This is a genomic window from Streptomyces sp. NPDC091682 (genome assembly GCF_044756625.1).
Lineage (GTDB): Bacteria > Actinomycetota > Actinomycetes > Streptomycetales > Streptomycetaceae > Streptomyces.
In genome coordinates this window covers 58,571-82,190 of record NZ_JBIVTH010000008.1, presented here as the reverse complement: position 1 = coordinate 82,190, position 23,620 = coordinate 58,571, and the positions used below count along the sequence as shown (strand labels likewise).

The following is a 23,620-nucleotide window of genomic DNA, read 5'->3' as shown; positions in this document are numbered from 1 at the left end:
ACCCTGCCCGACCATCTCTGCATCCGCCACCGAGTTCGCCCTGGTCGGCTAGCCCTGTTTCGTCCAGCGCTGCGACGCCTCCCCGCCGCACGTCTTCGTCACGAGACCGCTGCTCATGCCCAGGTCGAGACAGCCCCCGCTGAAGTCGTTGCGGAGGCTGCCGCCCGACCCCGTCCGCCACAACCGGGCGGTGCCCTGGGAGCAGTCGCCGACGAAGACGGCCTGGCCGAGCATGTTGGCGTACAGGCAGCCCCCGCCCTGCTGGTTGACGAGTTTGAAGCTGCCGTCCGGACTGCTCTGGACGGTCCACCGGGCGCTCGCGTCCGCGCAGTCGCCGGAGTCCGAAGCGCCGAAGACCTGCGTGATGCACTGGCTGTTGTTGCCGTTGCGGAAGCGGTAGGTGCCGGAAGCGGGAGGCGCCGGGGGCGGCGGGGTCGTGGGCGCCGTGGACGTCCCGCCGCTGCCGCCGGCCCCGCCGGTGCCGCCGGGGCGCATACTGCCCGATCCGCCCCCGTTCGCCGGGTTGTCGGAGTTCCCGGCGCTGCTCGAACCGGGCTGGGTACCGCCGCCGGGGAGGGGCCCGGGGCCGGTTCCGGAACCGGGGCCGCCTGCGCCCCCGGCGGCCGCGGCCGCTCCCGGGTCCTGGGCGGGCGGTTGCGCCGGCGACGCCGTACCCGACGGGCTGGCGCCCGCTGTTCCTGCTGGTCCCGCGGCGGTCGTCGATGCCGTCGGGTCGACCGGCGCCGTGACCGGGGCGGACGGTGAGTTCCCGGCTCCGGCCCGCGGCGCGGAGGCGGACGGCAGGTGCTGAAGGGCGAGGGTCGTACCGCCCGCGACCACGACGACCGGCACGACGGCGAGCAGGACGCGGGTGCGGCGGCGGGGCGCGGTCCGTTCCGGCCGGGCCGTGACCGGGGGAGCGGGGATCGCCGGAGCCGGGTCCTTCTCGGGCTCCGACTCGGGTTCCGGCTCAGGTTCGGGGTGCTCACCGGTGAGCGGGACGGTGGGTACGTCGGCCTCCGGTGCGTTCGCTGCGAAGGCGGCCCGCTCGGTCAGGCGCTCGGTGACGGCCCCCGGCCACAGCGGGGCGGCGAACGGGCCGTGCAGGCGGGCACGTTCGAGGAGTTCGGCGGCGGTGGGACGTCCCTCGGGATCCTTGTCGAGGCAGGCCGCGACGAGCTCGGCGAGGTTCGGCTCCAGCTCCCGCAACGGCTCCAGATCGGGCTCCTCGTGGACGATCCGGTACAGCACTCCGTGCCCCGACTCGTCGCCGAACGGCGGCTGCCCGCACGCCGCGTACGCGAGTACGGAGCCCAGCGCGAACACATCGGTGGCGCCGCTCAACCGCTTTCGACCCCGAGCCGGCCCGCCAGCGGGATCGACCCGATGCGGCGCGGATCCCCCGCCTCCAGCGGCTCGGCCCCGCTCCCCGTCAGCTCCAACACGTCAGCCAGCCCCACTCGAAATTGGAGAAGTTTCCAGGAATCTAACCCTGATGATCCTGGGAGGCCAATGCGAAGCGAGGGAAGCCGAGTTGATGCCCCTCTTGCCCCGTGTGCCCACCCCGCAATGCGACATCAGCCCCCTTGTGTCCCGGCGGGATCGGCCCGGCGGGCGCGGACGCCGCACCCGCGAGCAGCCGCAGGTGGCGCCCCGCGGTCGGCAGGCCCGTTGGCCCCGGACCCGGCCGGGCGCACCGCGCGACGACCGGGCCCCGTCAGTGGGATAATCCAGTCGGGGAGAGAGATGTGACGCACTCGGATCGAGAAGCTCGGGCGACTCTAAAGGAGGAGCGTGGTGAGCACCCCCGCCGCTCGCATCGCTGACCTGCTGGAGGACGTACCGACGGCCTCGAACCCGCCCGCTCGGTTTCCCGCTCCGGCCCCCGACCGACCGCCGCGCACCGATGGTCCAACTCTCAACATCACCGTGATCTGGGGCGACATCGCGCAGATCGCGGCCGATCTGCACGTCACGGGTCACTACCAGTCGGTAGTGCCCGCGGCCGCGGAACTCGCACTCGACCGGGCCATCTCCGTCGAACCCCGCCGCACCATCACCGAGCACACCAAGCTCGGCTGGGTCGAAGCCCAGTTGGGCGAAGTCACGTACTTCCCCTGCAAGGAGGGCCCCGTGCGCTGCGCGGCCGTCGTCGGCATGGGACCGATGGGCACCCTGACGGAGCGCCGCGCCGTCCAGCTGTACGCCTCCCTGCTCGGCGAAGCGCTCGGGCTCGGCCACGTCGGGACCATGGCCACCGTGCTCATCGGTTCGGGCACGGGCAATCTGACCGTCAAACAGGCGGCCCGCGCCATCGTCCGGGGATTCGCCGACGCCCTGGCGCCGCTGGGCCCGCCGGCACCGCCGCCCCGGCTCACCGACGTACTCCTCATGGAGGTCGACAGGCTGCGCGCGGAGCAGCTCCACCTCGCGCTCACGGACTCCGCAGCGAAGCTCCCGCAGGTACGGATCGTCCCCGGACTGCGCGAGGAGAGCGGCGGCGAACTGTTCGGGCCCTCCGCCGCGGTGTACGCCCTGTCGGCGCTGACCGGGCTCGCCGGGCCGACGGGCGCGGCCGCCCGTGACGGCAGTGACGGCACCCCGGGCGGCCCCGGCCCGCCCGCCGGGGCGGACGTCCTGCACACCGTGCTCGCCGGCTTCGACGCCGACATCCAGGAGAAGATCCGCGAGCAGCTGGCGGACCTGGCCTCGGTGGAACGCACCGAGCTGTCCCTGACCGTCCGCAGGCCGGCGGAGGGCCAGGACGACGCCGTGCCCGTCCGGATGTCCGTCCAGTCCGGAGTCGGCGGCCTGCGCTGGGCGGCGCTGACCGGGCGGGCCACCGTACCGGAACGGCTGGTACCGGTGGACATGGACCTGCTGCGGGAACTCGTGGACCGGCTGACGGAACCGAGCGTCAAGGACGCGAGCGAACTGCCCGACCTGCTGTCCCGGTTCGTGGTGCCGCCGGACTTCCAGCGGCTGCTCACCGACGACTCCACGGTGCTGCTGGAACTGGACCGGGACACGGCCTCCGTCCCCTGGGAGTTCCTGGCCGAGATCCAGCAGGCGGGCGTGGACAAGCGCGATCCCCTCGCGATCCGCACCCAGCTGTCCAGGCAACTGCGCACGACCTATTCGCGGGTGATGACCGAGGGCCTGGCGGACGGACCGCTGCGCGCTCTGGTGATCGGCGACCCGGGAGACCCGGAGAAGGGCTTCCACCTGCCGGGAGCCCGCCAGGAGGCCCTCGCGGTGGCCTCCCGGCTCAAGGAGCTCGGGGCCAAGGTCAGCCTCTTCGTCGGCGCGGCGAACGCGCTGCGCCAGCCGGGCGTCGATCCCGCCCGGCGCCTGGACGTGCTGCGGGTGCTGCTGTGCGGGGGCAACCACATCGTGCACTACTGCGGGCACAGCGCCTTCGACCTCTCCGGTACCGGACGGCGCTCGGGCTGGGTCTTCGCGGACGGCCTGCTGACCGCCCAGGAACTCGCCCTGCTCGAACGCCCGCCACTGATCGTCGTCGCCAATGCCTGTTACACGGCCCGACTCGGCGCCGCCGCCGTCCCGGGCGCCCCGCCCGGAGCGCCCGGTCTCGCCGGCCGCACCCCCTGGGGGAACCCGCAGGCCGCGCTCGTGCCGAGTCTCGCCGACGAGTTCCTGCGCATGGGGGTGGGGCACTACATCGGGGCGGCCTGGCGGATCCCCGACGACCAGGGGATCTCCTTCGCCGACCAGTTCTACACGCACCTGTTCCAGGGCGGGTCCGGTGAGGCGACCCCGACGGTGGGCGGCGCCGTCCGCGCGGCGCGCAGGCGCCTCTACGGGCTGCGCGCCGCGGGGCAGCCGGAGCAGGGTCCCGCCGGCCCGGGCGGTCCGAACGGCCCGCAGGGCCCGGACGTCACGCCGAGCGGGCAGCGCTGGAGTTCCTGGGCCGCCTACCAGCACTACGGGGACGCGGCCGATCCGTTCGTGCGACCAGGGGGCAGCTAGGAGGTCCGCTCATGGCCAAGATGCCGATGGCCGATGTCGTCGTACTGCTCCCCGGTATCGGAGGGAGCGTGCTGACCAGGAACGGCAAGGACGTGTGGGCGCCCTCCGCCTCGGCGGTACTGGGTGCGCTGGCGAGCCTGGGCGGCTCGCTGGAGTCCCTGGAGCTCGGTGCGGACGACTGGCTCGTGGACGATCTCGGCGACGGCGTCGCCGCCGACCGCCTGGTGCCCGATCTGCACACCCTGCCCGGACTGTGGAAGATCGACGGATACACGGCGATGGAGAAGTTCCTGCTGGCTCGGTTCGACCTGCAGAAGGGCCGGAACTACTTCCCCTTCCCGTACGACTGGCGGCGCGACAACCGGGCCGCCGCCCGCAGGCTCGCCGAGCAGAGTGCCACCTGGCTGCGGGACTGGCGCGGGGCGAGCGGCAATTCCGCGGCCCAGCTCGTCCTGATCGGGCACTCGATGGGCGGGCTCGTCTCCCGCTACTTCGTCGAGGTGCTGGGCGGCTGGAAGGACACCCGGGCCATCGTCACCTTCGGGACCCCCTATTACGGCTCGCTCAACGCCGTCGAGTTCCTGTGCAACGGCTTCCACAAGCGGTTCGGTCCGTTCGAGAAGGACCTCACGCGCCTCCTGCGCTCCTTCCCCGCCCTCCACCAGCTCGTACCCGTCTACAAGTGCGTGTACGGGCCGGACGGCGAGGCGGCCACCCCGACCAAGGCCGGGCTGCCCGGCTGGCAACCGCAGTGGAGTAGCCACCTCACCGACTTCTTCGACGAGATGGAGAAGGCGGCCACCGAAAACCGGAAGGAATCCGCCTGGGAGTCCAACCAGGTGGTCTACCACCCCATCGTCGGCATGGACCAGCCCACCCGACAGTCGGCCCGGCTCATCGACCACAAGGTCGAGACGCTGATGCTCCGCGGGGACGCGGACGAGGGGGGCGACGGCACGGTGCCCAAACTCTCCGCAGCCCTCTCCGGCACCGAGGACGCCCGTACCTTCGTCCCGCAGAAGCACGGGAGCCTGCAGAACCAGGACGCGATGCTCGACCACCTCGGCGGCATCCTCCAGTCCCTGCACGACGTACGCATCGACGACCTGCGCGCCGCCGTGACCTCGTGGTTCAGCTACCTCGGTGACGACCTCTACCTCGCCGACGAACCCGTCGTCTGCGAGGTCGGGGCCATCAGCGCGCTCAGCGAGGACGCACTCCCCGAGGTGCCGGCGCGACTCTCCGTGACCGCCCGGACCACCGGTCGGTCGGTGGTCGCCCGCGACCTCACGGTGGCGCGGCGGCGGCAGCGGGTCGACATCGGCGTGCTGCCCGCCGGCACGTACGACCTGCTGATCAGTGCCGGCGCCGACACGGCCCCGCTGTCCGACGTCTTCGTCGTCGCCGGACCGGACGGCACGGACGGCACCCGCGTGACGGGGGGCTGAGGCCCCCGCTCCCGGCGGGCCTCCGCCGGCACAAGAATCGTGACAACGATTACATTCATCCCCAAATCGAGCATTCGGCAGGGATCATTATTTCCCGTAATTGTCGTATATGGCTGCCTTGCGGCCCGCGCCACCTGAGGGACCGGTGGGCGCCACGGGAGAGATATGGGACGCGTGCGCAGCTGGACGGTCAACCGACGGATCGCTTTGCCGGTGACGGCGGGAGCAGCCGTCGTGCTCGCGCTGGGCGGTCTCTACGGAACCGCCCTCGCGGTCGGCGGCGACATCGACCAGGGCACCCGGGTCCTGGGGGTGGACCTCGGCGGCATGAGCCGGGCCGAGGCGCGCCGGGCCCTGACCCGGGAGCTCGGGCCCGCCGCCGCGGCGCCGATCGCGGTGAAGATCGGCGACCGGGTGGAGAAGGCCGACCCCGCCGCGTTCGGGCTCTCCCTCGACACCGAGGCGACCGTCGACCGCGCCGTACGGACCGGCTACGGCCCGGGCTCCGTCATCGGCAGCCTCTTCGCCTCGGGCAGCCACGACGTGGCGCCCGTGATCAGGATGAACGAGCAGACCGCCCGTGCCGCGGTGGACCGTCTCGGCGAGACCACAGAGCAGCACGTCCGCGACGGGGCGATCGCGTTCGAGGAGGGCGCGGCGAAGGCCGTCACCCCGCTCCCCGGCGTCTCCCTCGTCGAGGGCGAGGCCCTCGGCACCCTCCGCGACGCCTACCTGCGTCCGCACACGGGCCCCGTCGTGCTCCCGGTCGCCCGCACCGAGCCCCGCGTCGGCGCCGAGGAGACCGGACGGGCCATGCGGCAGTTCGCCGAGCCCGCGATGTCCGGGCCCGTCACGCTCACCGTCGCCGGTCGGCGCATGTCCATAACCCCCGCCGTCCTCGGCGAGCACCTGAAGATGAAGGCCGACGGGCAGGGCCGCCTCGCACCCGCCCTCGACTCCAAGGGCCTGCTCGCGGACCCGGCCGTGGCGCCCACGATCGACGAGGTCACCCGTACGCCGCGCAACGCCGTGCCCGGCCTCGCTGCGGACGGCCGCGTCGTGATCGCCGACCAGGGTCGTACGGGACGACAGGTCACCCAGGAAGCGCTCGGCCGGGCCGTGCTGCCGCTGCTGACCCGCACCGGCCCGGCCCGCAGCGGTGAGGTCGCCACGGTGGCGGTCCAGCCGGAGCTCAGCGCCGACGACGCGCGGCGCCTCGGGATCAAGGAGAAAGTCTCCTCCTTCACCGTGGAATTCCCGGCCGCCCCGTACCGCACCACCAACATCGGCCGCGCCGTGGAGCTCATCAACGGCTCCGTCGTCATGCCGGGGCAGGAGTGGAGCTTCAACCGCACGGTCGGTGAGCGCACCCCCGAGAACGGCTTCGTCGACGGGATCATGATCAACGACGGCCAGTTCGTGAAATCGCCCGGCGGCGGTGTCTCGGCGGTCGCCACCACCATGTACAACGCCGCGTTCTTCGCGGGCGTCAAGCCCGTCGAGCACGGCGCGCACTCCTTCTACATCGAGCGCTACCCCGAGGGCCGGGAAGCCACCGTGGCCTGGGGCACCCTCGACCTGCGCTGGATCAACGACTCCGGCCACCCGCTCTACATCCAGGCCCGGTCCACCGACACCTCGCTGACGATCTCCTTCCTCGGTACGAAGAAGTACGACGAGATACGTGCGACCAAGGGCCCGCGCACCAACATCACGCCGCCCGGCAAGCGGACCGGCAGCGGTGAGACCTGCGAGGTCCAGACGCCCCTGGAAGGCTTCGACGTCACCGTCGGCCGGACCTTCGTCCAGGGCGGCAAGGAAGTCAAGCACGAGGACTACAAGACCCACTACACGCCGCGCGACGAGGTCACCTGCACCCCGGAGGGTGCGCCGCAGGCCTCGCCCGGGGCCACCCCGGGCGCCACCCCGGGAGCCACTCCGCAGGCCCCGGGGCCCTCGCAGACCCCGCCCCCCGCCGCCGTGAACGGCGTCCGGACCGAGGCCCAGCAGCACGCCGACTGAACGTCACCGGGGGACCAGGTGTGACAATCCGGACGCTTACCGTGCATGTCGGGGGCCGCGGACGCCCGGAAGTGCTACAACTGGGTTCGTGACCATTCCTCGCCACCCGTGCCGGGCACGTCGGTGCGGTCACCTCTAGGCAACCGGAACAAGAGCGTCGCCGGACAGGTATTCGTCCTCCAGGTGGCGATCGTGGTGTTGCTCGCGGCCGGGGCCCTGCTGGCCCTGGTCCTCCAGTCGAGGCACGACACCGAACGCGAGGCGCGCAACCGGTCGGTGTCCGTGGCCCAGACCTTCGCCCACTCCCTGGGCCTCCAGGACACCCTGAAGACGTCCGACCCGTCCAAGACGCTCCAACCCCTCGCCGAGACCACGCGCAAGGCCGCCGGGGTGGACTTCATCGTGGTGATGGACACCAACGGCATCCGGTACAGCCATCCCCAGCCGGACCGCATCGGGAAACGATTCGTCGGCACCATCGAGCCCTCGCTGAAGGGCCAGGTCCACACCGAGAGCGTCGACGGCCCGCTCGGCAAGGAGATCCAGGCGGTGGTGCCGGTCACCGGCCCCGACGGCAAGGTCAACGCGCTGGTCTCGGCGGGCCTCACGGTCAAGAACGTCACCGGCGTCGTCGACCGTCAGCTCCCGGTCATCCTCCTGGCCATCGCCACCGGCCTGGCCCTGGCCACCGTGGGGACCGCGCTCATCAGCAGACGCCTGCGCCGCCAGACCCACGGGCTCGGCACGCAGGAGATGACCCGCATGTACGAGCACCACGACGCGGTGCTCCACGCCGTGCGCGAAGGGGTGCTGATCACTGACGGCGAGGGCCGGCTCCTGCTCGCGAACGACGAGGCCAAACGCCTGCTCGGACTCCCGGAGGACGCCGACGGACGCCTCATCGCCGACGTGCCGGGCCTGGACCGCCGGATGTCCGACCTGCTGCTCTCCGGCCGCGAGGCCACCGACGAGGTCCTGGAGAGCGGGGACCGGCTGCTCGTCGTCAACCAGCGGCCCACCCACCCCCGCGGCCGCCCGGAAGGCGCCGCCATCACCATCCGCGACTCCACCGAGATGCAGGTCCTGACCAGTCGGGCGGAGACGGCCCGCAGGCGCCTCAAACTGCTGTACGACGCGGGCGGCGACATCGGCACCAGCCTGGACGTGGTGCGCACGGCCGAGGAACTCGCCGCCGTGGCCGTCCCCCGCTTCGCGGACTTCGTCACCGTCGACCTGGCGGACCAGGTCATCGACGGCGAGGAGCCCCGCGCCGGCTCCGACATGCGGCGCACCGCGGTCTACGGCATCCGCTCCGACCATCCCCTCTACCCGGTCGGCAGGCTGATCGACTTCCTGCCCTCCACCCCCCAGGCGCGCGGCTACGGCACCGGCCGGGCCGAGCTGGTGCCCCACCTGGCCGACGCGCCGGGCTGGCAGGCACAGGATCCGCCGCGCGCCCAGGCCATCGTGGACTACGGCATCCACTCCCTCATCGCGGCCCCGCTCATGGCCCGGGGCGCCGTACTCGGCGTGGTCAACTTCTGGCGGTCGGAGAAGCAGGAGCCCTTCGACGAGGACGAGCTGTCCCTGGCCGAGGAACTCGTCGCCCGCGCCGCGGTCAGCATGGACAACGCCCGCCGCTACACCCGGGAACACGCCCTCGCCGTGACCCTCCAGCGCAGCCTGCTGCCGCGCGCCCTGCCCGAGCAGAGCGCCATGGACGTGGCGCACTTCTACCTGCCCGCACAGTCCGGGGTCGGCGGCGACTGGTTCGACGTGATCCCCCTCGCCGGCTGCCGCGTCGCGCTGGTCGTCGGCGACGTCGTCGGGCACGGCCTGCACGCCGCCGCCACCATGGGGCGCCTGCGCACGGCCGTGCACAACTTCTCCTCCCTCGACCTGCCGCCCGACGAGATCCTGGCCCGCCTGGACGACCTCGTACAGCGCATCGACCACGACGGGGAGGGTGACGACGTGAACGGCGGCGTACTGGGCGCGACCTGCCTGTACGCCGTCTACGACCCCGTGTCCCAGCGCTGCACGATGGCGCGGGCCGGCCACCTGCCACCCCTGGTGGTCGCCCCCGACGGCACGACGGAGATCGTGGAGCTGCCGGCCGGACCCCCACTGGGGCTGGGCGGCATGCCCTTCGAAACCGCGGAGCTGGACCTCGCGGAAGGCAGCCAGCTCGTCCTCTACACGGACGGGCTGATCGAGGAACGGACCCGGGACATCAGCGAGGGACTCGAACTGCTGCGCGCGGCCCTCAGCCACCCCGACCGGGACCCGCACGAGAGCTGCCGGGCCGTGCTCGACATGCTGCTGCCGCCCCGGCCCACCGACGACGTGGCCCTGCTCATCGCCCGGACCCGGACGCTCGGCCCGGACCGGGTCGCCCAGTGGGAGGTACCGTTCCAGCCGAGCGCCGTGGGCGCCATGCGCAACGCCGCGGCGAAGAAACTCGACGAGTGGGGCCTCACGGACCTCGGCTTCGCCACGGAACTGATCCTCAGCGAGCTGATCACCAACGCCCTGCGGCACGGCAGCGCACCCGTACGGGTACGCCTGCTCCACGACCACAACCTGACCTGCGAGGTGTGGGACGGCAGCAGTACCGCCCCCCACCTGCGCTACGCCGCCACCACGGACGAGGGCGGACGCGGCCTGTTCCTGGTCGCGCAGCTCAGCGAACACTGGGGCACCCGGTACACGCCCGAGGGCAAGGTCATCTGGGCGGAGCTGGCCCTGCCGGGCGCCGCGGGGGGCACCGAGGCCGCCCTCGCGGCCTTCCTGGACGCGGACCCGATCTGACGTCACGAGCACGTGCTCCACGACCGCGTCCGGCGCCCGGTCAGGGCGCCGTGCCCGGGACGCCGCCGGGTTCCGCGAGCATGTCGTCGACGATCTGCATCCGGGTCTCCGGCAGACGCTCCGCGATCGCCCCCACCATCATCGCGACCCCTTGCGGGTCGGCCGCCGCACAGCGTGCGCGCGCCTCCTCGTCGGGCCAGCGGGCATACGCCACCCAGGTACCGTCGTCCGCCCGGTGCAGCCGGGACCCGTAACTGCCGCACTGCGCGCGGATGGCCGCGGTCAGCCGGTGCCAGCCGTCGGTGAACTGCTGCTCCATGCCCGGCCGGAGCCGCCACCGGTAGATCACGGCGAACACGACTGGATACCTCCCGCATCAGGATGTGGATCTTCTCCGCCACCCTAAGGGGAGTCCCGCAGACCCCGCCGAGCATGCGCAGGACAAACCCGGGGACCTCCGCGGACGCGCTCGCTACCATCACCTGGTGCACCCCGAACCCCGCCCCTGGACCCCGTATCCGAAGATCCCCGCGAACACCCGACTGGGAGAGGCCCGCGGGCGGAACTGGGTGGCCCACGAGAAGATCCACGGCGCCAACTTCGCCGTCGTGTGCGACGCGTCGGGCGCGCACCCCGCCAAGCGGCGCGAACTCCTGGCGGACGGCGGGCTGGACGACTTCTTCGGGGTCGGTCGGATCTGGCCCGCGCTGGCGGTCGCCGCGACCCGCTGCGCGCAGCGCCTGCGCGAGGACACCGGAGCCCCGGCCTCCGCGGTCGTCACCGTCTACGGCGAACTCGCCGGCGGCCGATACCCCCACCCCGACGTAACCGCCACGCCGGCGGCGGAGCCCGTCCAGACCGGCGTCTGGTACGCGCCCGAACTCCTCTGGCTCCCCTTCGACGCCACCGTCACCGACGACGACGGCCCGTACTGGGTCGGGGACCGGACGCTGCGCGCGGCGGCCGACGAGGCGGGTCTGCTCTGCGTCCCGTTGCTCGCCGAAGGCCCGCTCGGGCGCCTCCAGGAGCTGCCGGCGGTCTTCCCCACCCGGCTGCCCGCACTGCTGGGTCTGCCCGCGCTGCCCGACAACCTCGCCGAGGGCCTCGTCGTCAAACCCGCCGACGGATCCCGCGAGCCCGGGCGGCCCATGGCCAAGTTCAAGCAGCCAGCCTTCGCCGAGGACGAGCGGTTCGACGGCTCGCGCCCCTACCGGGCGCCCGCCGAAGGTGCGGCAGGAGTTCCCGGCTGGCTGCTCGCCCACGGCACCGGCCTGCTCACCCCGGCCCGGGCCGCTTCAGCCGTGAGCAAGTTGGGCCCGCGCACCCCGCCGGGCGACCTGGCCGCCGAGATCGCCCGGGACGCCACCGAGGAGGTGGCGCAGGCGCTGGGCGGCCTGGACGGGACGACGCACCGCGCACTGGAGGAATCCCTGCACGCGGGAGCGCTGACCCTGGCCCGCTTCGACGCCGCCGACCGCCGCGCCTGACACCAGCGGAGCGGGGACGGTCGCCGGATTCCTCCGGCGCAGGCGGCACTGTGCATACTGCTGCCATGAAGCCCCAGCTCGGCGCGCGCATCCACCTGATGATCACCTTCGTGTTGGTGACGTGCGGCGCGGTCGCCGGAGCCTGCCTCGGCCTGCTCCTGTCCGGCCGGCTGATGGCCGTGGTCTTCGCGGTCGTGGCCGGTCTCGGCGCCGGGCTGGGATCGTTCTTCTCCCGCCGGCAGGTCCTCGCCCTCTTCCAGCCCGAGGACCGGGACGCCCCGGCCGACGGCTACGCCGAGGGCCTCGCCGACGCCGCGCTCGTCTGCATCGCGACCTACCAGGCCGCCGTCTTTCCGCTCACCCCCGACGGGGTGAGCGAGGCCGAGCGGGAGGCCCGCCGCACGATGGCCTACCGCATCTCCGCCTACGAGGGCCTGCCGTACCCGGTGCGGAACTCCGCGGCCGCCGCCCTCGAAGCCATCGACCACGGCGCGGACCCGGGGCGGGCGGAGACCGCCATGAAGGCGCTCTGCCTCACCATCTACGACCACCGCCGCGGCCGCTGACCCGGCGCGCACCGCGGCCCTCCGGTGTGCTCAACTCATTGTGTGATCGGCTGGTCGGCAACGGTTGGGCCTCGGTCCGGCCGCCGGCAGTGGCCTGATGCGGATCATGGCGTTGTCCGGTTATGGAATCTGACGGGATGCTGTTCGCTCGGGCGCCACTCGACGGTGTCGTCTGGCTCGACACACTGGTCCACGATCCGGCCTGCCGGTCGTGTCCGCGCCTGCGGAGGCCGGGAGAGGAATCGGAGGAGGCCGACGCCGACGCGGACCCTGACGGGATCCCGGTGCTGGCGGGCCGGGCCCGGAACTGGATGGTCGCCGCGTCCGCGGTCACGGTCGTCTCGGCCGTACTGACCGTGGTGGCGAACTGACGGCCCACCCGGCCGCCCCCGCGGTACCGGGTGCGCTCGGGCTCATCCGCCCTGATGGAGGGTGAGCGTCCAGGTCCGGTAGCCGTACTTGCCGGGCTGGTCGGGATGCTGTTCGGTGATGGTCGCCGTGATGTCGTCGCCGGCGCGGTGGAGCGAGCCGTGGTAGCGCCACGCTTCCTCGGGATCGATGGCCTGCAGCTCGGCGAGGACCGTGTCCTCCAGCCGGCGGCCGACGGCGCGCAACACTCCGGCGTCGAGGACCAGGACGGTGCCGTCCGTGAGGACGAGCGGCTCCGGGGTCTGCGGGTCGCAGAGCGACGGCCCGCGTTCCACGGTGCCACCGGGCAGCAGCCGGACCACCCGGCTGCTGGTGGGGATGTTGCGGTCGGTCTCGACGACGCGGATGCCGGTCCCGACGACGTAGTGCCCGTAGCTGCGCCAGGAGTCGTACAGGGTGCCGTCGCGGTCGTACGCCCAGGTGTCGAAGGCGTCGTAGCCCTCCAGGCCGAGTACGAACCGGCCGCCGCCCAGGGCCGCGCCGCGTGCTCCCCGCAGTTCGGCGACCCGGCTGCCGTCCGCGAGGTCGAGCAGCACGGCCGGGCCGAGGTTGCCCCAGGCCGTGTACGCGAGGGAGTCCGTCGTGACCAGGACCCGGCCGCCGGAGATGTGGGCGGCGTTGGGCACGCCGGAGCAGGACGCGGTCCAGCGGGTGCGGCCCGAGCCGTCGATACAGCTGATCTTCCCGGGCGTGCCGTGGATCCGCAGGTCCTGCCGTCGGGCGAGCGGCCGACCCGCAGGACGGGAGGGGCCACCCGGCGGTAGACCGGCCCCGCGCCCCCGCGCCCGCACCGTGACCCGCCACGCGCCGGACCGGCCGTTCTCCTGCGATATCCCCATGACCCAGATGCTAAGGGCGGCACGGCACGGCACGGCACGGACCGGCCCCGGCCGCAACCGTGGTCGATCCGACGACGCGCCGTCACCAAGCTGTGAAGCTTCTACGGGACGCTGGTGCTCAGCCAGAGACCGGCCCAGCCCGGCGCGTTCCGCGCATTCCCCAGGGGGTCCACCATCATGAGCACCGTACGCAAGGCCGCCATCGCCCTCGCCGCCGTATCCGCACTGGCCCTGACGGCCTGTGGCCCCACCGAGGACGGCGCGGCGGGCGGGTCCGGGACGCCGAGCGCGAGCCCGACGGCCGGCCCCAGCGGGAGCGCGACCGCCGTCCCGAGCGCGAGTCCGTCGAAGTCCGCGGCGCCGAAGAAGACCGCGACGCCGTCGAAGCCGCCGAAGTCGGGCTCGACCGACCCCGACTTCGACGTCTTCCCGTGCAGCACGTTCGACGTGACGTTCACCGCGACCCTGGCCGAGCCCACGACCAGCAGCTACCTGCTGAAGATCACCAACAAGGGGACCACGGCGTGCAGGGCGCTCGGGCACCCGGTCGTCACCTTCGGCGACCTGGACGGCCAGGCCACGGAACGGGGCGCGGCCCCCGGCATCGAGGACGCGCTCCGGCTGGAACCGGGCCAGTCGGCCTACGCCGGGCTCATGGGCGGCGCGAAGGACGGCAAGGGCAAGACCGTCAACTCCATCGCGCTGACGATGAGCACCGAGTCCGACCTGAAGCAGACGCCGCTGAAGGCGTCCACCCCCGGCCTGTACGTCTCGCCCGACAAGAACTCCGTGACCGCCTGGATGAACAACGCGGAGGACGCGCTGAGCCTCTAGTGCTGTGGCCGGCCCGCCGGCCCGCCGGCGCGGGGTGACGGTCCGCCGCACGTTCACCGCAGGTCCGCCCTCATCCAGTCGGCCGAGCAACGCAGGCCGGCCGCGCCCCGCCGGGTCAGGCTGTGGACAAGGACCGTCACCACCGCACAGACGAGGACCGAGCCCATGTCCCACAGCCGACGTATCAGCACCATCGTGGGCGTCGCAGCACTGCTGTTGACGGCCAGCGCCTGCTCGGGCCTGGGCCGGAGCACCGTCGGCGTGCTGACCTTCCGCGGACACGACTCGCCGGTCGAGCTGAGCTACTCCAACACGCTGGTCGTCGGCTGCCACAAGATCGGCATCCCGAAGGGGGCCACGCACGTCGAGAACAACACCCTCGTCGACATCGTCCTGTACCGGACACCGGACTGCCAGAAGACCGACAAGGCCGACGGGATCTACGTGGCCACCACCCTCTCGAACGTCACGGCCCCCGTGAGCCTGCCCTGGCGCAGCTTCAGCGTCATCCACTGACCCTGCGCCCTCCTGCCCGCCGCTTGCGGGCGGGCGGGCCCTGTTCCATAGTCCAAGGTATGGATGAGCGCGAGGCGGCGCTCCGACAGGCGCACGGCCACGCCGTCCGCTGGCTGTCCAGTCTGTCCGACCGCCCGGTTCCCGCCCGCGCCTCGGTCGACGAGATCGTGCGCGCGCTCGGCGCCGAGCTGCCCGACGCGCCCAGCGCGCCCGCCGATGTCGTCGACCTCCTGGCCACGGCCTGTGAGCCGGGGCTCACCGCCTTCCCCAGCGGCCGCTTCTACGGGTTCGTGATCGGCGGTACCGAGCCGGCCGCTCTCGCGGCGGACTGGTTGGTCAGCGCCTGGGACCAGAACTGCGTGATGCGCGCGGTCTCGCCCGCGTACACGGCGGCGGAGGAGATCGCCGGCGCCTGGCTGCTCGACCTGCTCGGTCTCCCACCCGACAGCGCCGTCGGCTTCACCACGGGCGCCACCATGGCGAACTTCACCTGCCTCGCCGCCGGGCGCGACACGGTGCTGCGGCGCACCGGCTGGAACGTGGCCCACGACGGACTCGTCGGCGGGCCGCCCGTGCGCGTGGTCGCGGGCCGGGACCGCCACATGTCCATCGACCTGGCCCTGCGCTACCTCGGGCTCGGCCGGCCCGAGCTCGTCGAGGCCGACGAGCAAGGACGCATCGACCCCGAGGCCCTGCGCCGCGCCCTGCTGGCCCGCGGTCCCGGTGTCGCCCCCGGTCCCCGCCCCACCCTCGTGATCCTCCAAGCCGGCGACATCCACTCCGGCGCCTTCGACCCCTTCGCCGAGACGATCCGAGCCGCTCGCGAGGCCGACGCGTGGGTGCACGTGGACGGCGCCTTCGGCCTGTGGGCGGCCGCCTCCCCGGCCCACGCACACCTCACCGACGGCTGCGCACAGGCGGACTCCTGGGCCACGGACGCCCACAAGACCCTGAACGTCCCCTACGACTGCGGCCTCGCCGTCGTCCGTGACCCCTCCGCCCTCCGGTCGGCGATGGGCGAGCGCGGCGACTACCTCATCCAGCACGAACACGGCGACCCCGTCGACAAGGTCCCCGAACTCTCCCGCCGCGGACGCGCCTTCACCGTATGGGCCGTCCTCAGATCCCTCGGCCGCTCGGGAGTGGTCGACCTCGTCGACCGGCTGTGCCGGCACGCCCGCGCCTTCGCCACCGGCATCTCCGCGATCGAGGGTGCGACCGTCCTCAACGACGTGGTCTTCACCCAGGTCTGCGCCGAGTTCGGCGACGACGAACGCACCGACCGGGTACTGGCCCGACTCCTCGACGAGGGCGCGGCCTGGATCAGCGGCTCCACCTGGCACGGCCGCCGCGTCATGCGCATCTCGGTGAGCAACTGGTCGACGACCGAGGAGGACGTCACGCGCACGCTCGACGCGATCCGCCGCGCGTCCGACGGGACATGAGGACGGGTCACGGCTCCTCGCCCCTGCCGGTCGCGATGTCGCGTGCGACGTTGACCACCTTCGGCGGTCGCCTCGATCGCGCCGAGCACGGCCGCCGCCCCCGGATCGGTCCGGTGCCGGCTGGCCGTGGCGTCCAGGAACTCCTTTTCGGTGAGGCCGGGGCCCGTGTCGAGGTCGGCCACGGTGGAGACGTAGGCGTCCCGGAGCCGCTCGTACCAGGCGTCGAGGTAAGGGGCGCTCCTGGTACGGACGTACGCCGCCAGGGGGCGGACCGCGAGGCCCAGTTCCACCGCGTAGGCGAGGGTCGGGGTGGTGTACCAGGCCGGGCCCGTCGGGGGCCGCCCGTGCGGTGTGAACGGGGAGGGCAGGCGCCCGCCGAGTGCGGTGCGGGACAGGTCCACGAGCCAACTGCCGGGAAGTGACTTGTCGAAGTCCGGCCGTTCGACGTTCACGGGGGCGTCGAGCCCGAGGCTGAGCCGACTCGCCGCCGCAGCCGGTGCCAGGTTCACCCCGATGCCGACCACGTGGGACGCGCGGGGCTCGGCGTCGGTCGGCGGACGCGACCAGGAGCGCGCCTCCTCCATCAGCACCTGGGCAGGGGTGCGCCGGTGGAAGGGCGGGTACAGACCCGCGAGCACGGGGTGCCCGTCCGGGGCCTCGCACGGCGCGCAGTCCACCGCATCCGTGAGGGCCGCGGGGTTGGGAGCGGACACCCACGCCCCGGTCCGTTTGTCCCTCACCGAACGGTTCGGTGAGCGCAGCGCGGTCATCATGGACAGCCCCGTGGTCCCCGGAGGGCCGTGCGGGGTGATGTCGCGCTCGGCGGGGCGGTACAGCCGGGCCCAGGGGCCGAAGCCGGTCCGGGTCGGCTGCCAGCCCGCCCGCCGAAGCCGGGCCAGGACCCCGTGGCCCTCCGGAAGGGCCTCCCGGGAGCCGCCGCCGGAACTGCGCGGGAGCCCGAACCGTTCGGCGCCGGCCCGGGTGAGGGCGAGCAGCGGATCGGCCTCCCTGCCGTGGCGGTGCAGCCGAGGCGCGCCGAGCCCCGCCCGGGTCAGCGTCCATTCCAGGAGCTCGTCGAGCGTCGTTGCCGGGGAGTGCAGCACGCGGCCGCCGGCGCAGTGGGCACGTACCGTGCCGCCCTCGGCGTCGACGACGGCCAGCGGCCCGTTCTCGAAGGGCAGCGGCACCGCGGTGGCCGGTCCGGCCGCCCGGTTGCGCAGACGGATCCGGGTGGCGACGGCGTTCTGGGCGAACTGCTGTGGTTCGGTGCTGCCGCGCCGGGACATCCTGCGCCGGACGTCGCCCCCGCCAGGCCCCTGTAACAGCAGTCCAACACCGTCACCCGGTGCCGTGCCCGGTACCCGGCCTGCCGCACCACGTCGCGCAACGTCCGGTACTGCAGCGTCCCGATCTGCGGGTGGTCCGCATCCGCCTCGGCCAGTGCCAAGTACAGCTTCTCGTCGCGGTCGCGCAGCCCGTGGCCGGCGAAGTAGACGAGGAGCGTCTCCGTGGCCTCCAGGGCGGCGTCCCGCACCGCGCCCAGTATCCGGGAGACGGAGGCGTCCGTCCCCAGCAGCGTCACGTGCGCGGCGGGCAGGCCCCAGACCGACGGGTCCCGCAGCAGCTCGGCGAAGCGTCGTGCCCCCGCGGCGGCCGCGGGCAGCGGCTCCAGGTCCGGGTGGGCGTAGCCGTCGACCCCGATCAGTACGGCCCGGCTGGCGGTCGGGTCAGGAACCGGCACCGGGGGATTCCTGCGGCGCGTCGGGCGAGGGAACCGGGTCGGCCTGTCCGCCCGCCAGGGCGCGGGCGACGCGGGCCGCGTCCTGCGCCGTACCGTCCTCGATGACGACACGGACACCGTCGTACTCGACCACCAGCCGCGCGTCCGAGCGCAGCCGGGGCGGCAGCGAGGCGCGGAACGTCCGGTGCGCGTACACCAGCGCGGTGGCGGAGAACCGGACGAGACCGCGAGATTGATCCCCTGGTTCCCCCGCTCCCCGGCACGTCCAAACTGCCCGTGCCGACAACGGCACGGGCCGCCCTCACCCTACTCGGTGCGGATCTTGGTCAATGCGCGGTCCGGTCCCACCGTCGCCGAGGGTGACAGGAGTCGGGCCGTCGGGGCGGACGGTGATGCTGTACGCCGCTCCCGTGGGGACGGACCGGAAGACCGGCGCGTGGGCGGGCAGCAGGAGTTCGAGCAGGGCGACCGACTCCCGCAGGGCGAACTGCTGGCCGAGGCAGGCACGGGGGCCGATGCCGAACGGCAGGTAGGCGCCGGGCCGGGAGGGACGGGCGCCGGGAACGGTGAAGCGCCGGGGGTCGAAGTGCTCGGGATCCGGCCACAGTTCGGGATCCCGGTGGGTGAGGTAGGGGCAGACCAGCAGGTCCGTGCCCGCCTCGACGCGGTAGCCCGCCAGGACGTCGTCCTCGGCGGCGTGCCGGGGCAGGATCCACGCGGACGGGTAGAGCCGGAGGGTCTCGCTGACCAGTGCCTGGATCGCCTCGCGCCGCTCCGCCGAGCCCTCGAGGCCGGCTGCGAGGGCCCACCCGCGGGCCGCGGGATGGCGGTCGAGGAGCAGGTACAGCCAGGTCAGCGTGGTAGCGGTGGTTTCGTGGCCGGCCACCAGCAGGGTGACGAGCTCGTCGCGCACCAGCCGGTCGGTGTACTCGGGGCGCTCGGCCGATGCGTCGACCAGCACCTGGAGCAGCCCCGGCCCGTCGGGCCCCGGGGCGCCGTTCCGGGCCGCGGCCACCGTTCGCCGGGCCACCTCGTCGATCCTGGCCAGGTCGTCGGCGACGGCGTCCCGGGCGTCCACCCGGTCGGCCGGCAGGCTCGGCAGCGCGGCCACCACGGTGGCCACTGACGTCAGTTCGTGCGCCGTGGTGTCGTCGAGCGGGTGCCCGGTGAGCGCCCGCCAGATCGTGTCCAGGGCGAAGCGACGCATTTCCTCGCCGAGGTCGAAGGTCCGCCCGGTGCGCGCGTGGTCGGCCCACCGGCCGGCCGTGGTCCGGGCCGCCCCGTCGATCCGCTCCTCGTAGCGGCGCATCCCCTTCCCGGTGAACTGCGACTGCAGCAGTTTCCGTTGGCGCTTCCAAGCCTCGCCGGTCGCGGCGAGCACCCCGTCGCCGATGAGCAGGCGGGCCCGGTGGGAGCGCTTGACGTACTGGTCGGGGTGCAGCGCGAGGACGTGCTGCACGGCCTCGGGCCCGGTGACCAGGACGGTGGGCTGCGGCCCGAGACGGAACGCGGCGACTCCGCCGAGCCGTTCCCGCACCAGCCCCAGCAGGTCGACCAGTTCACCCGTGTGGGTGCGCCACCGCTCCACACAGCCCGCGTCGGCCTCGGGGAGCGGTCGCCCGGTTCCGGACCGCTGCGCGAGAGGCGGTCCACTACTGGCGTCGATGGCCACGGCTCTTCTCCTGTCCGGCTGTCGGGACGGCGCCCGAGGGTGCGTCGGCATCACGGACTGTACGGGGACGGGCGTGTGCGGTGACAGCGGCGGAGGGCCGATGGCCCGAATCACCCGAGTGGCTGGGGGGCGGGCCCGCCGATGCGGGCCGCGAGGAGGGCGATGTCGTCGTCGGCCGAGGCGGGCACCAGATGGGCGATGAGGGAGTCGCACAGGTGGTCGAGGGACTGCTGGGGTGCGGCGAGCAGGCCGGTGAGTTCGGCCAGGCGTTCGTCGATGTCACGGCGGCGCGCCTCGATGAGGCCGTCGGTGAAGAGGACCAGGGTGCTGCCGGGAGGAAGGGCGATGTCGGTGGTGGTGAAGGAGATGCCGCCGACGCCCAGCGGGACGCCCGGCGGGGTCTTGACGAGGTAGACGGTTCCGTCGGGCTGGACCACGGCCGGGGGCGGGTGGCCGGCGCGGGTGACCGTGCAGTGGCCGGTGGCTGGGTCGCAGACCACGTAGAGGAAGGTCGCGAGCATCGGGTCGGACAGGTCGGCGAGGGCGGCTTCGAGCTGGTGCAGCAGGGCCGTGGGAGGCATGTCGAGGCGGCCGAGGGCGCGGACGGTCGCGGAGAGCCGTCCCATCACGGCGGCGGCAGCGATGCCGTGGCCCATGACGTCGCCGATGAGGAGCGCGGCCCGGCCCCCGCTGAGGGGCAGGACGTCGTACCAGTCACCGCCCACCTCGTTGACGTCGCTGGCCGGCAGGTAGCGGTGGGCGATCTCGATGCCGGGCGGCGGGGTGACGTGCTGGGGGAGCATGCTCCGCTGCAGGACCACCGCGGTCTCGTGCTCGTGGTGGTAGAGCCGCGCGTTGTCGATGCTGATGGCCGCGCGGGCCGACAGCTCACTGGCGAGGGTGACGTCGTCGGACCCGAAGGGGCCGGTGTGTCCGGTGCGGTAGAAGGTGGCGACGCCGAGGACCATGTCGCGGGCGATGAGCGGGGTCATCATGAACGAGTGCACGCCCAGCTCGAGGAGCTGGGCCGGCTTGGGGGTGTGTCGGGCCGCGGGGGCGACGGCCCGGTCGTCGAGCTGGGCGATCAGGAACGGCTGACGGGCCGCGAGGGCTTGGGTGTAGGGGGCGTTCGAGGGGAAGATGAGGGTCCGCCCCAGGGGCGCCAAGGTCTGCGTGACGCCGGAACCGGTCAGCGGCGCCTTGCCCAGCCGGCGCAGGGCGACGCCCCCGGCCAGTCCCGTGCCGGGCTCGATGCCGCGGGCGAGGGAATCCAGGACGTCGACCGTGACGGCGCTCGCGAGGTGCGGGACGGCGAGGTCGGCGAGCTCCTGCGCCGTGCGCTCCAGGTCGAGGCTGGCGCCGATGCGGGAGCTCGCCTCGCTGAGCAGGGCGAGGCGGCGGCGGCCCGCCTCCGCCTCGGTGTGGTCCCGCTGCTGCATGGTGATGTCGAGGAGCGAGGCGATGACGCCGATCGGCCGGCCGCCGGGATCCTCCACGCGCACGTACGAGCACGACCACACGTGGTCGTGGTCCGGGTCGGCGGGGGTCCGGCCGATTCGGCGCCGGTCGAGGACCGGCTCACCCGTGTCCAGGACCTGGCGCATCGCCCCCTCCATCTCGTCGGCGTTCACCTCCGGCAGCAACTCGGCCAGCCGCCGCCCCACATGGGCGGACTCCGCGAGCCCGTTCATCGCTTCGAGGGCCGGGTTGACCTGGAGGAACCGCAGCTGCGTGTCGAGGACCCCGATCCCGACCGGAGAACGGGCGAACAGCCCGTCCCAGACGGCCGACGAACCTCGGATCCGGCGGGCCGCGTGGGCGTCCGCGGCGAAGACCAGCACGGCCGAGGCGCCGTGGCGGCGGTCCGGAACGGGGCAGGCCCAGATCTCCAGCTCCAACGGATGACCCTGGCGGTGCCAGGCGGTGACCGTACCCATCACCCCGCGCCCGGTGGCGGCCGTCTCCCACAGGGACCGGCCCAGGCTGCGATCGGCTCCCGGATGCAGGAGATCGGAGATGTGTCGCCCCAGCACCTCGGGCGGGGCGTAGCCGAGGAGCTGCTGGGCGCCGTGGTTCCAGCGCACGATCATCCCGTCGTTGCTGGTGGCCACGAGTGCGACCGGCAGGGCACCCAGCCATCCTCCGGCGTCCTGGGCGGCGCTGCTGACCAGATCGTCGAGCGGCATCTCCTCATGCATCCTGCACCCGCTCCTCCGGGGCGGCCCCGGCCTCGCGCCGCGGCGGCCCCTCCGGGGCGGCGTGCACCACTGTCGGCCCGGCGCCGCGGCCGCGCCACGGTCCGCCCCTGTGGCCACTCACCTGGTGCGGCATGCGACTGTGCGTGGTCCACATCTCTCATCGTCGCCCGGATGGCTCCACGGCGCTCCCCGGCCCGGCCGCCCCGGCCGACGCCGGGGCTTCGGCGCAGCGGAGGCTACCGGCGGTCACGGGGGCGCCGTCGGCCACGTTGCGGTCGAAGGTGACGCTCTTGACCCGGACGGGCCGTGCGCCGACGGTGACCTCGACGACCGCGTCGAGGTCACCGTCGCTCTGCAGACGGGCGCCGGGCAGCGCGGCCGCCACGGTAGCCGCGTTGTCCTCCTGGCCGGTGGCGTACCGGATGAGCGGCGGGCCCGCCGGGCGCTCGGGCGGTGCGGTCGCCGAGGTGTCGGTGACGACGAACCCGTTGCCGCGCAGGGCGGCGGCGACCTCGGCGTCGTCCACCCGGACGGCGATCCGGGCCGGATCGGTGGGGGCCGGATTCTCCGCGACGGGCTGGATCCGCGTGTCGCCGGTGATCGGGCGGTCCGCACCGAGCGCGGCCCAGAGCGCGGCGGAACGGGCCTCGTCCCACACCAGGGTGGAACCCACACCGGGGACGCGGTGGTCGAACAGCCGGATGGGTACGGTCGCGAACTCCGTCCGGTCCGACCTGAGGCGACCGAGGGCCCAACCGATGCGCACCAGGTCGTCCAGGCCCGTCCGGGCGTCGGTGCGTACGGTCTTCAGCAGGGTGCGCACGGTCCGCGCCGTGCTGATCGGGCCGGCCAGGGCGCCCTCCGCGGTGAGCCGGGCCAGCAGGTCGTTGACCACGCGCTGCTGGCGGCGGACCCGGCCGAGGTCGCCGGGCCGGAGGTTGACGTGCCGGGCCCGGACGTAGCGCAGCGCCCGGTTCCCGTCGGCGAGGTGGCGGCCGGCGCCGATGTCGAGCCCCGAGTTCTCGTCCTTGAGCGGCTTGTCCGTGCACACGGTGGCGCCGCCGAGGTTGTCGACCGTCTGCTCGAAGCCCGTGAAGCCGGTCTCCAAGTAGTGGTCGACGTGCAGACCGGTGGCCTTCTCGACGGTGGCCACGGTGAGCGGGCCCCCGCCGAGCGCGAACGCACCGTTGATCTTGCCGCTGCGGGCCGGGGCGGCGGCCGTGGTGCTGGTGGCCGCGTACTCGACGTAGGAGTCGCGCGGGATGGAGACGATGCTCGCGCGCCGCCGGTTCTGCGACAGGTGGACGAGCATCATCACGTCGGTGCAGTTGCAGCCCTTGCCGCCCACGTGGAGCCGCCGCTTCTCGGCCGAGGAAAGTCCGGCGCGGCTGTCGATGCCGACGACCAGGATGTTGGTGCCCCGGCCGCCACCGCCACCTCCGCCTGCCGACGCACTCGCGGCCGAGACGGCCTGGGGGCCCACGAAGGAACCGCAGGAGAGTGCGGTCAGCAGGGTCAGAGCGACAGCGGTACGACGCAAGGCACATCCCCAAAATAGAACGAACCGGCTGAAATGGGGAATGTACTGGTCCCCTGTGCGAGCGGCCGGGCCGTACGCGCCG

The 23,620-nt window shown here is 73.3% G+C and carries 18 protein-coding genes; 10 read left to right on the top strand and 8 right to left on the bottom strand.

Translation table 11 applies throughout. From position 1 onward, the window contains the following. Nucleotides 1-48: 48 nt before the first annotated feature. The gene (locus ACIQK6_RS19810) at nt 49-1,344 is read right to left on the bottom strand and encodes a ricin-type beta-trefoil lectin domain protein (RefSeq protein WP_402695176.1); all 1,296 of its coding nucleotides are present in this window, start codon (nt 1,342-1,344) and stop codon (nt 49-51) included. A 453-nt stretch (nt 1,345-1,797) separates the two neighbouring features. Here ACIQK6_RS19810 and ACIQK6_RS19805 point away from each other — a divergent pair, with 453 nt between their 5' ends. From ACIQK6_RS19805 to ACIQK6_RS19790, 4 genes are all read left to right on the top strand, one after another. Then, entirely contained in the window at nt 1,798-3,990 is a 2,193-nt protein-coding gene (locus ACIQK6_RS19805; protein WP_402695175.1) for a CHAT domain-containing protein, read from the top strand. 11 nt (nt 3,991-4,001) lie between these two features. Further along, nucleotides 4,002-5,438 carry a hypothetical protein gene (locus ACIQK6_RS19800; protein ID WP_402695174.1) on the top strand — a complete coding sequence of 479 codons (1,437 nt, stop codon included), beginning with the start codon at nt 4,002-4,004 and terminating at the stop codon, nt 5,436-5,438. A gap of 165 nt (nt 5,439-5,603) precedes the next feature. Continuing rightward, the gene (locus ACIQK6_RS19795) at nt 5,604-7,460 is read left to right on the top strand and encodes a VanW family protein (protein WP_402695173.1); all 1,857 of its coding nucleotides are present in this window, start codon (nt 5,604-5,606) and stop codon (nt 7,458-7,460) included. Nucleotides 7,461-7,583: 123 nt separating this feature from the next. Next, on the top strand, nt 7,584-10,271 hold the full coding sequence (locus tag ACIQK6_RS19790; protein ID WP_329095050.1) for a SpoIIE family protein phosphatase: 2,688 nt from the start codon (nt 7,584-7,586) through the stop codon (nt 10,269-10,271). A gap of 40 nt (nt 10,272-10,311) precedes the next feature. On the opposite strand, the gene ACIQK6_RS19785 is transcribed toward ACIQK6_RS19790, so the two are convergent. After that, nucleotides 10,312-10,629, bottom strand: coding sequence for an antibiotic biosynthesis monooxygenase family protein (locus ACIQK6_RS19785; RefSeq protein WP_402695172.1), 318 nt, complete (start codon nt 10,627-10,629; stop codon nt 10,312-10,314). Between the two features lie 127 nt (nt 10,630-10,756). Here ACIQK6_RS19785 and ACIQK6_RS19780 point away from each other — a divergent pair, with 127 nt between their 5' ends. From ACIQK6_RS19780 to ACIQK6_RS19770, 3 genes are all read left to right on the top strand, one after another. Further along, the gene (locus tag ACIQK6_RS19780) at nt 10,757-11,758 is read left to right on the top strand and encodes an RNA ligase family protein (RefSeq protein ID WP_402695171.1); all 1,002 of its coding nucleotides are present in this window, start codon (nt 10,757-10,759) and stop codon (nt 11,756-11,758) included. Between the two features lie 65 nt (nt 11,759-11,823). Beyond that, nucleotides 11,824-12,324, top strand: a complete 501-nt coding sequence (locus ACIQK6_RS19775) for a hypothetical protein (protein WP_402695170.1) — start codon at nt 11,824-11,826, stop codon at nt 12,322-12,324. 137 nt (nt 12,325-12,461) lie between these two features. Further along, nucleotides 12,462-12,695 (top strand): hypothetical protein, encoded by a 234-nt coding sequence (locus ACIQK6_RS19770; RefSeq protein WP_329095043.1) that lies wholly within the window; start codon nt 12,462-12,464, stop codon nt 12,693-12,695. Between the two features lie 42 nt (nt 12,696-12,737). Here the strand turns inward: ACIQK6_RS19770 and ACIQK6_RS19765 are convergent, their stop codons facing one another. Further along, the gene (locus ACIQK6_RS19765) at nt 12,738-13,592 is read right to left on the bottom strand and encodes a hypothetical protein (protein ID WP_402695169.1); all 855 of its coding nucleotides are present in this window, start codon (nt 13,590-13,592) and stop codon (nt 12,738-12,740) included. A gap of 177 nt (nt 13,593-13,769) precedes the next feature. Between ACIQK6_RS19765 and ACIQK6_RS19760 the strand changes: the two genes are divergently transcribed. The 3 genes from ACIQK6_RS19760 (at nt 13,770) to ACIQK6_RS19750 (ending at nt 16,387) form a co-directional block, all read left to right on the top strand. Continuing rightward, nucleotides 13,770-14,426, top strand: a complete 657-nt coding sequence (locus ACIQK6_RS19760; RefSeq protein ID WP_329095040.1) for a DUF4232 domain-containing protein — start codon at nt 13,770-13,772, stop codon at nt 14,424-14,426. Between the two features lie 165 nt (nt 14,427-14,591). After that, a complete protein-coding gene (locus tag ACIQK6_RS19755; RefSeq protein WP_329095038.1) occupies nt 14,592-14,942 on the top strand; it encodes a hypothetical protein in 351 nt (116 codons plus the stop codon). Between the two features lie 59 nt (nt 14,943-15,001). Beyond that, the gene (locus tag ACIQK6_RS19750) at nt 15,002-16,387 is read left to right on the top strand and encodes a pyridoxal-dependent decarboxylase (protein WP_329095035.1); all 1,386 of its coding nucleotides are present in this window, start codon (nt 15,002-15,004) and stop codon (nt 16,385-16,387) included. Between the two features lie 1,051 nt (nt 16,388-17,438). Here ACIQK6_RS19750 and ACIQK6_RS19745 read toward each other — a convergent pair. From ACIQK6_RS19745 to ACIQK6_RS19725, 5 genes are all read right to left on the bottom strand, one after another. Next, nucleotides 17,439-18,128, bottom strand: a complete 690-nt coding sequence (locus ACIQK6_RS19745) for a caspase family protein (RefSeq protein WP_402695168.1) — start codon at nt 18,126-18,128, stop codon at nt 17,439-17,441. Then, nucleotides 18,115-18,324 carry a hypothetical protein gene (locus ACIQK6_RS19740; RefSeq protein WP_329095031.1) on the bottom strand — a complete coding sequence of 70 codons (210 nt, stop codon included), beginning with the start codon at nt 18,322-18,324 and terminating at the stop codon, nt 18,115-18,117. Before ACIQK6_RS19740 ends, ACIQK6_RS19745 begins: the two co-directional genes overlap by 14 nt. 105 nt (nt 18,325-18,429) lie before the next feature. Then, a complete protein-coding gene (locus ACIQK6_RS19735) occupies nt 18,430-19,794 on the bottom strand; it encodes a cytochrome P450 (protein ID WP_402695262.1) in 1,365 nt (454 codons plus the stop codon). A 116-nt stretch (nt 19,795-19,910) separates the two neighbouring features. Then, nucleotides 19,911-21,998 carry a SpoIIE family protein phosphatase gene (locus ACIQK6_RS19730; RefSeq protein ID WP_329095027.1) on the bottom strand — a complete coding sequence of 696 codons (2,088 nt, stop codon included), beginning with the start codon at nt 21,996-21,998 and terminating at the stop codon, nt 19,911-19,913. Between the two features lie 157 nt (nt 21,999-22,155). Further along, nucleotides 22,156-23,538 carry an LCP family protein gene (locus ACIQK6_RS19725; RefSeq protein ID WP_402695167.1) on the bottom strand — a complete coding sequence of 461 codons (1,383 nt, stop codon included), beginning with the start codon at nt 23,536-23,538 and terminating at the stop codon, nt 22,156-22,158. Between the last annotated feature and the right edge of the window lie 82 nt (nt 23,539-23,620).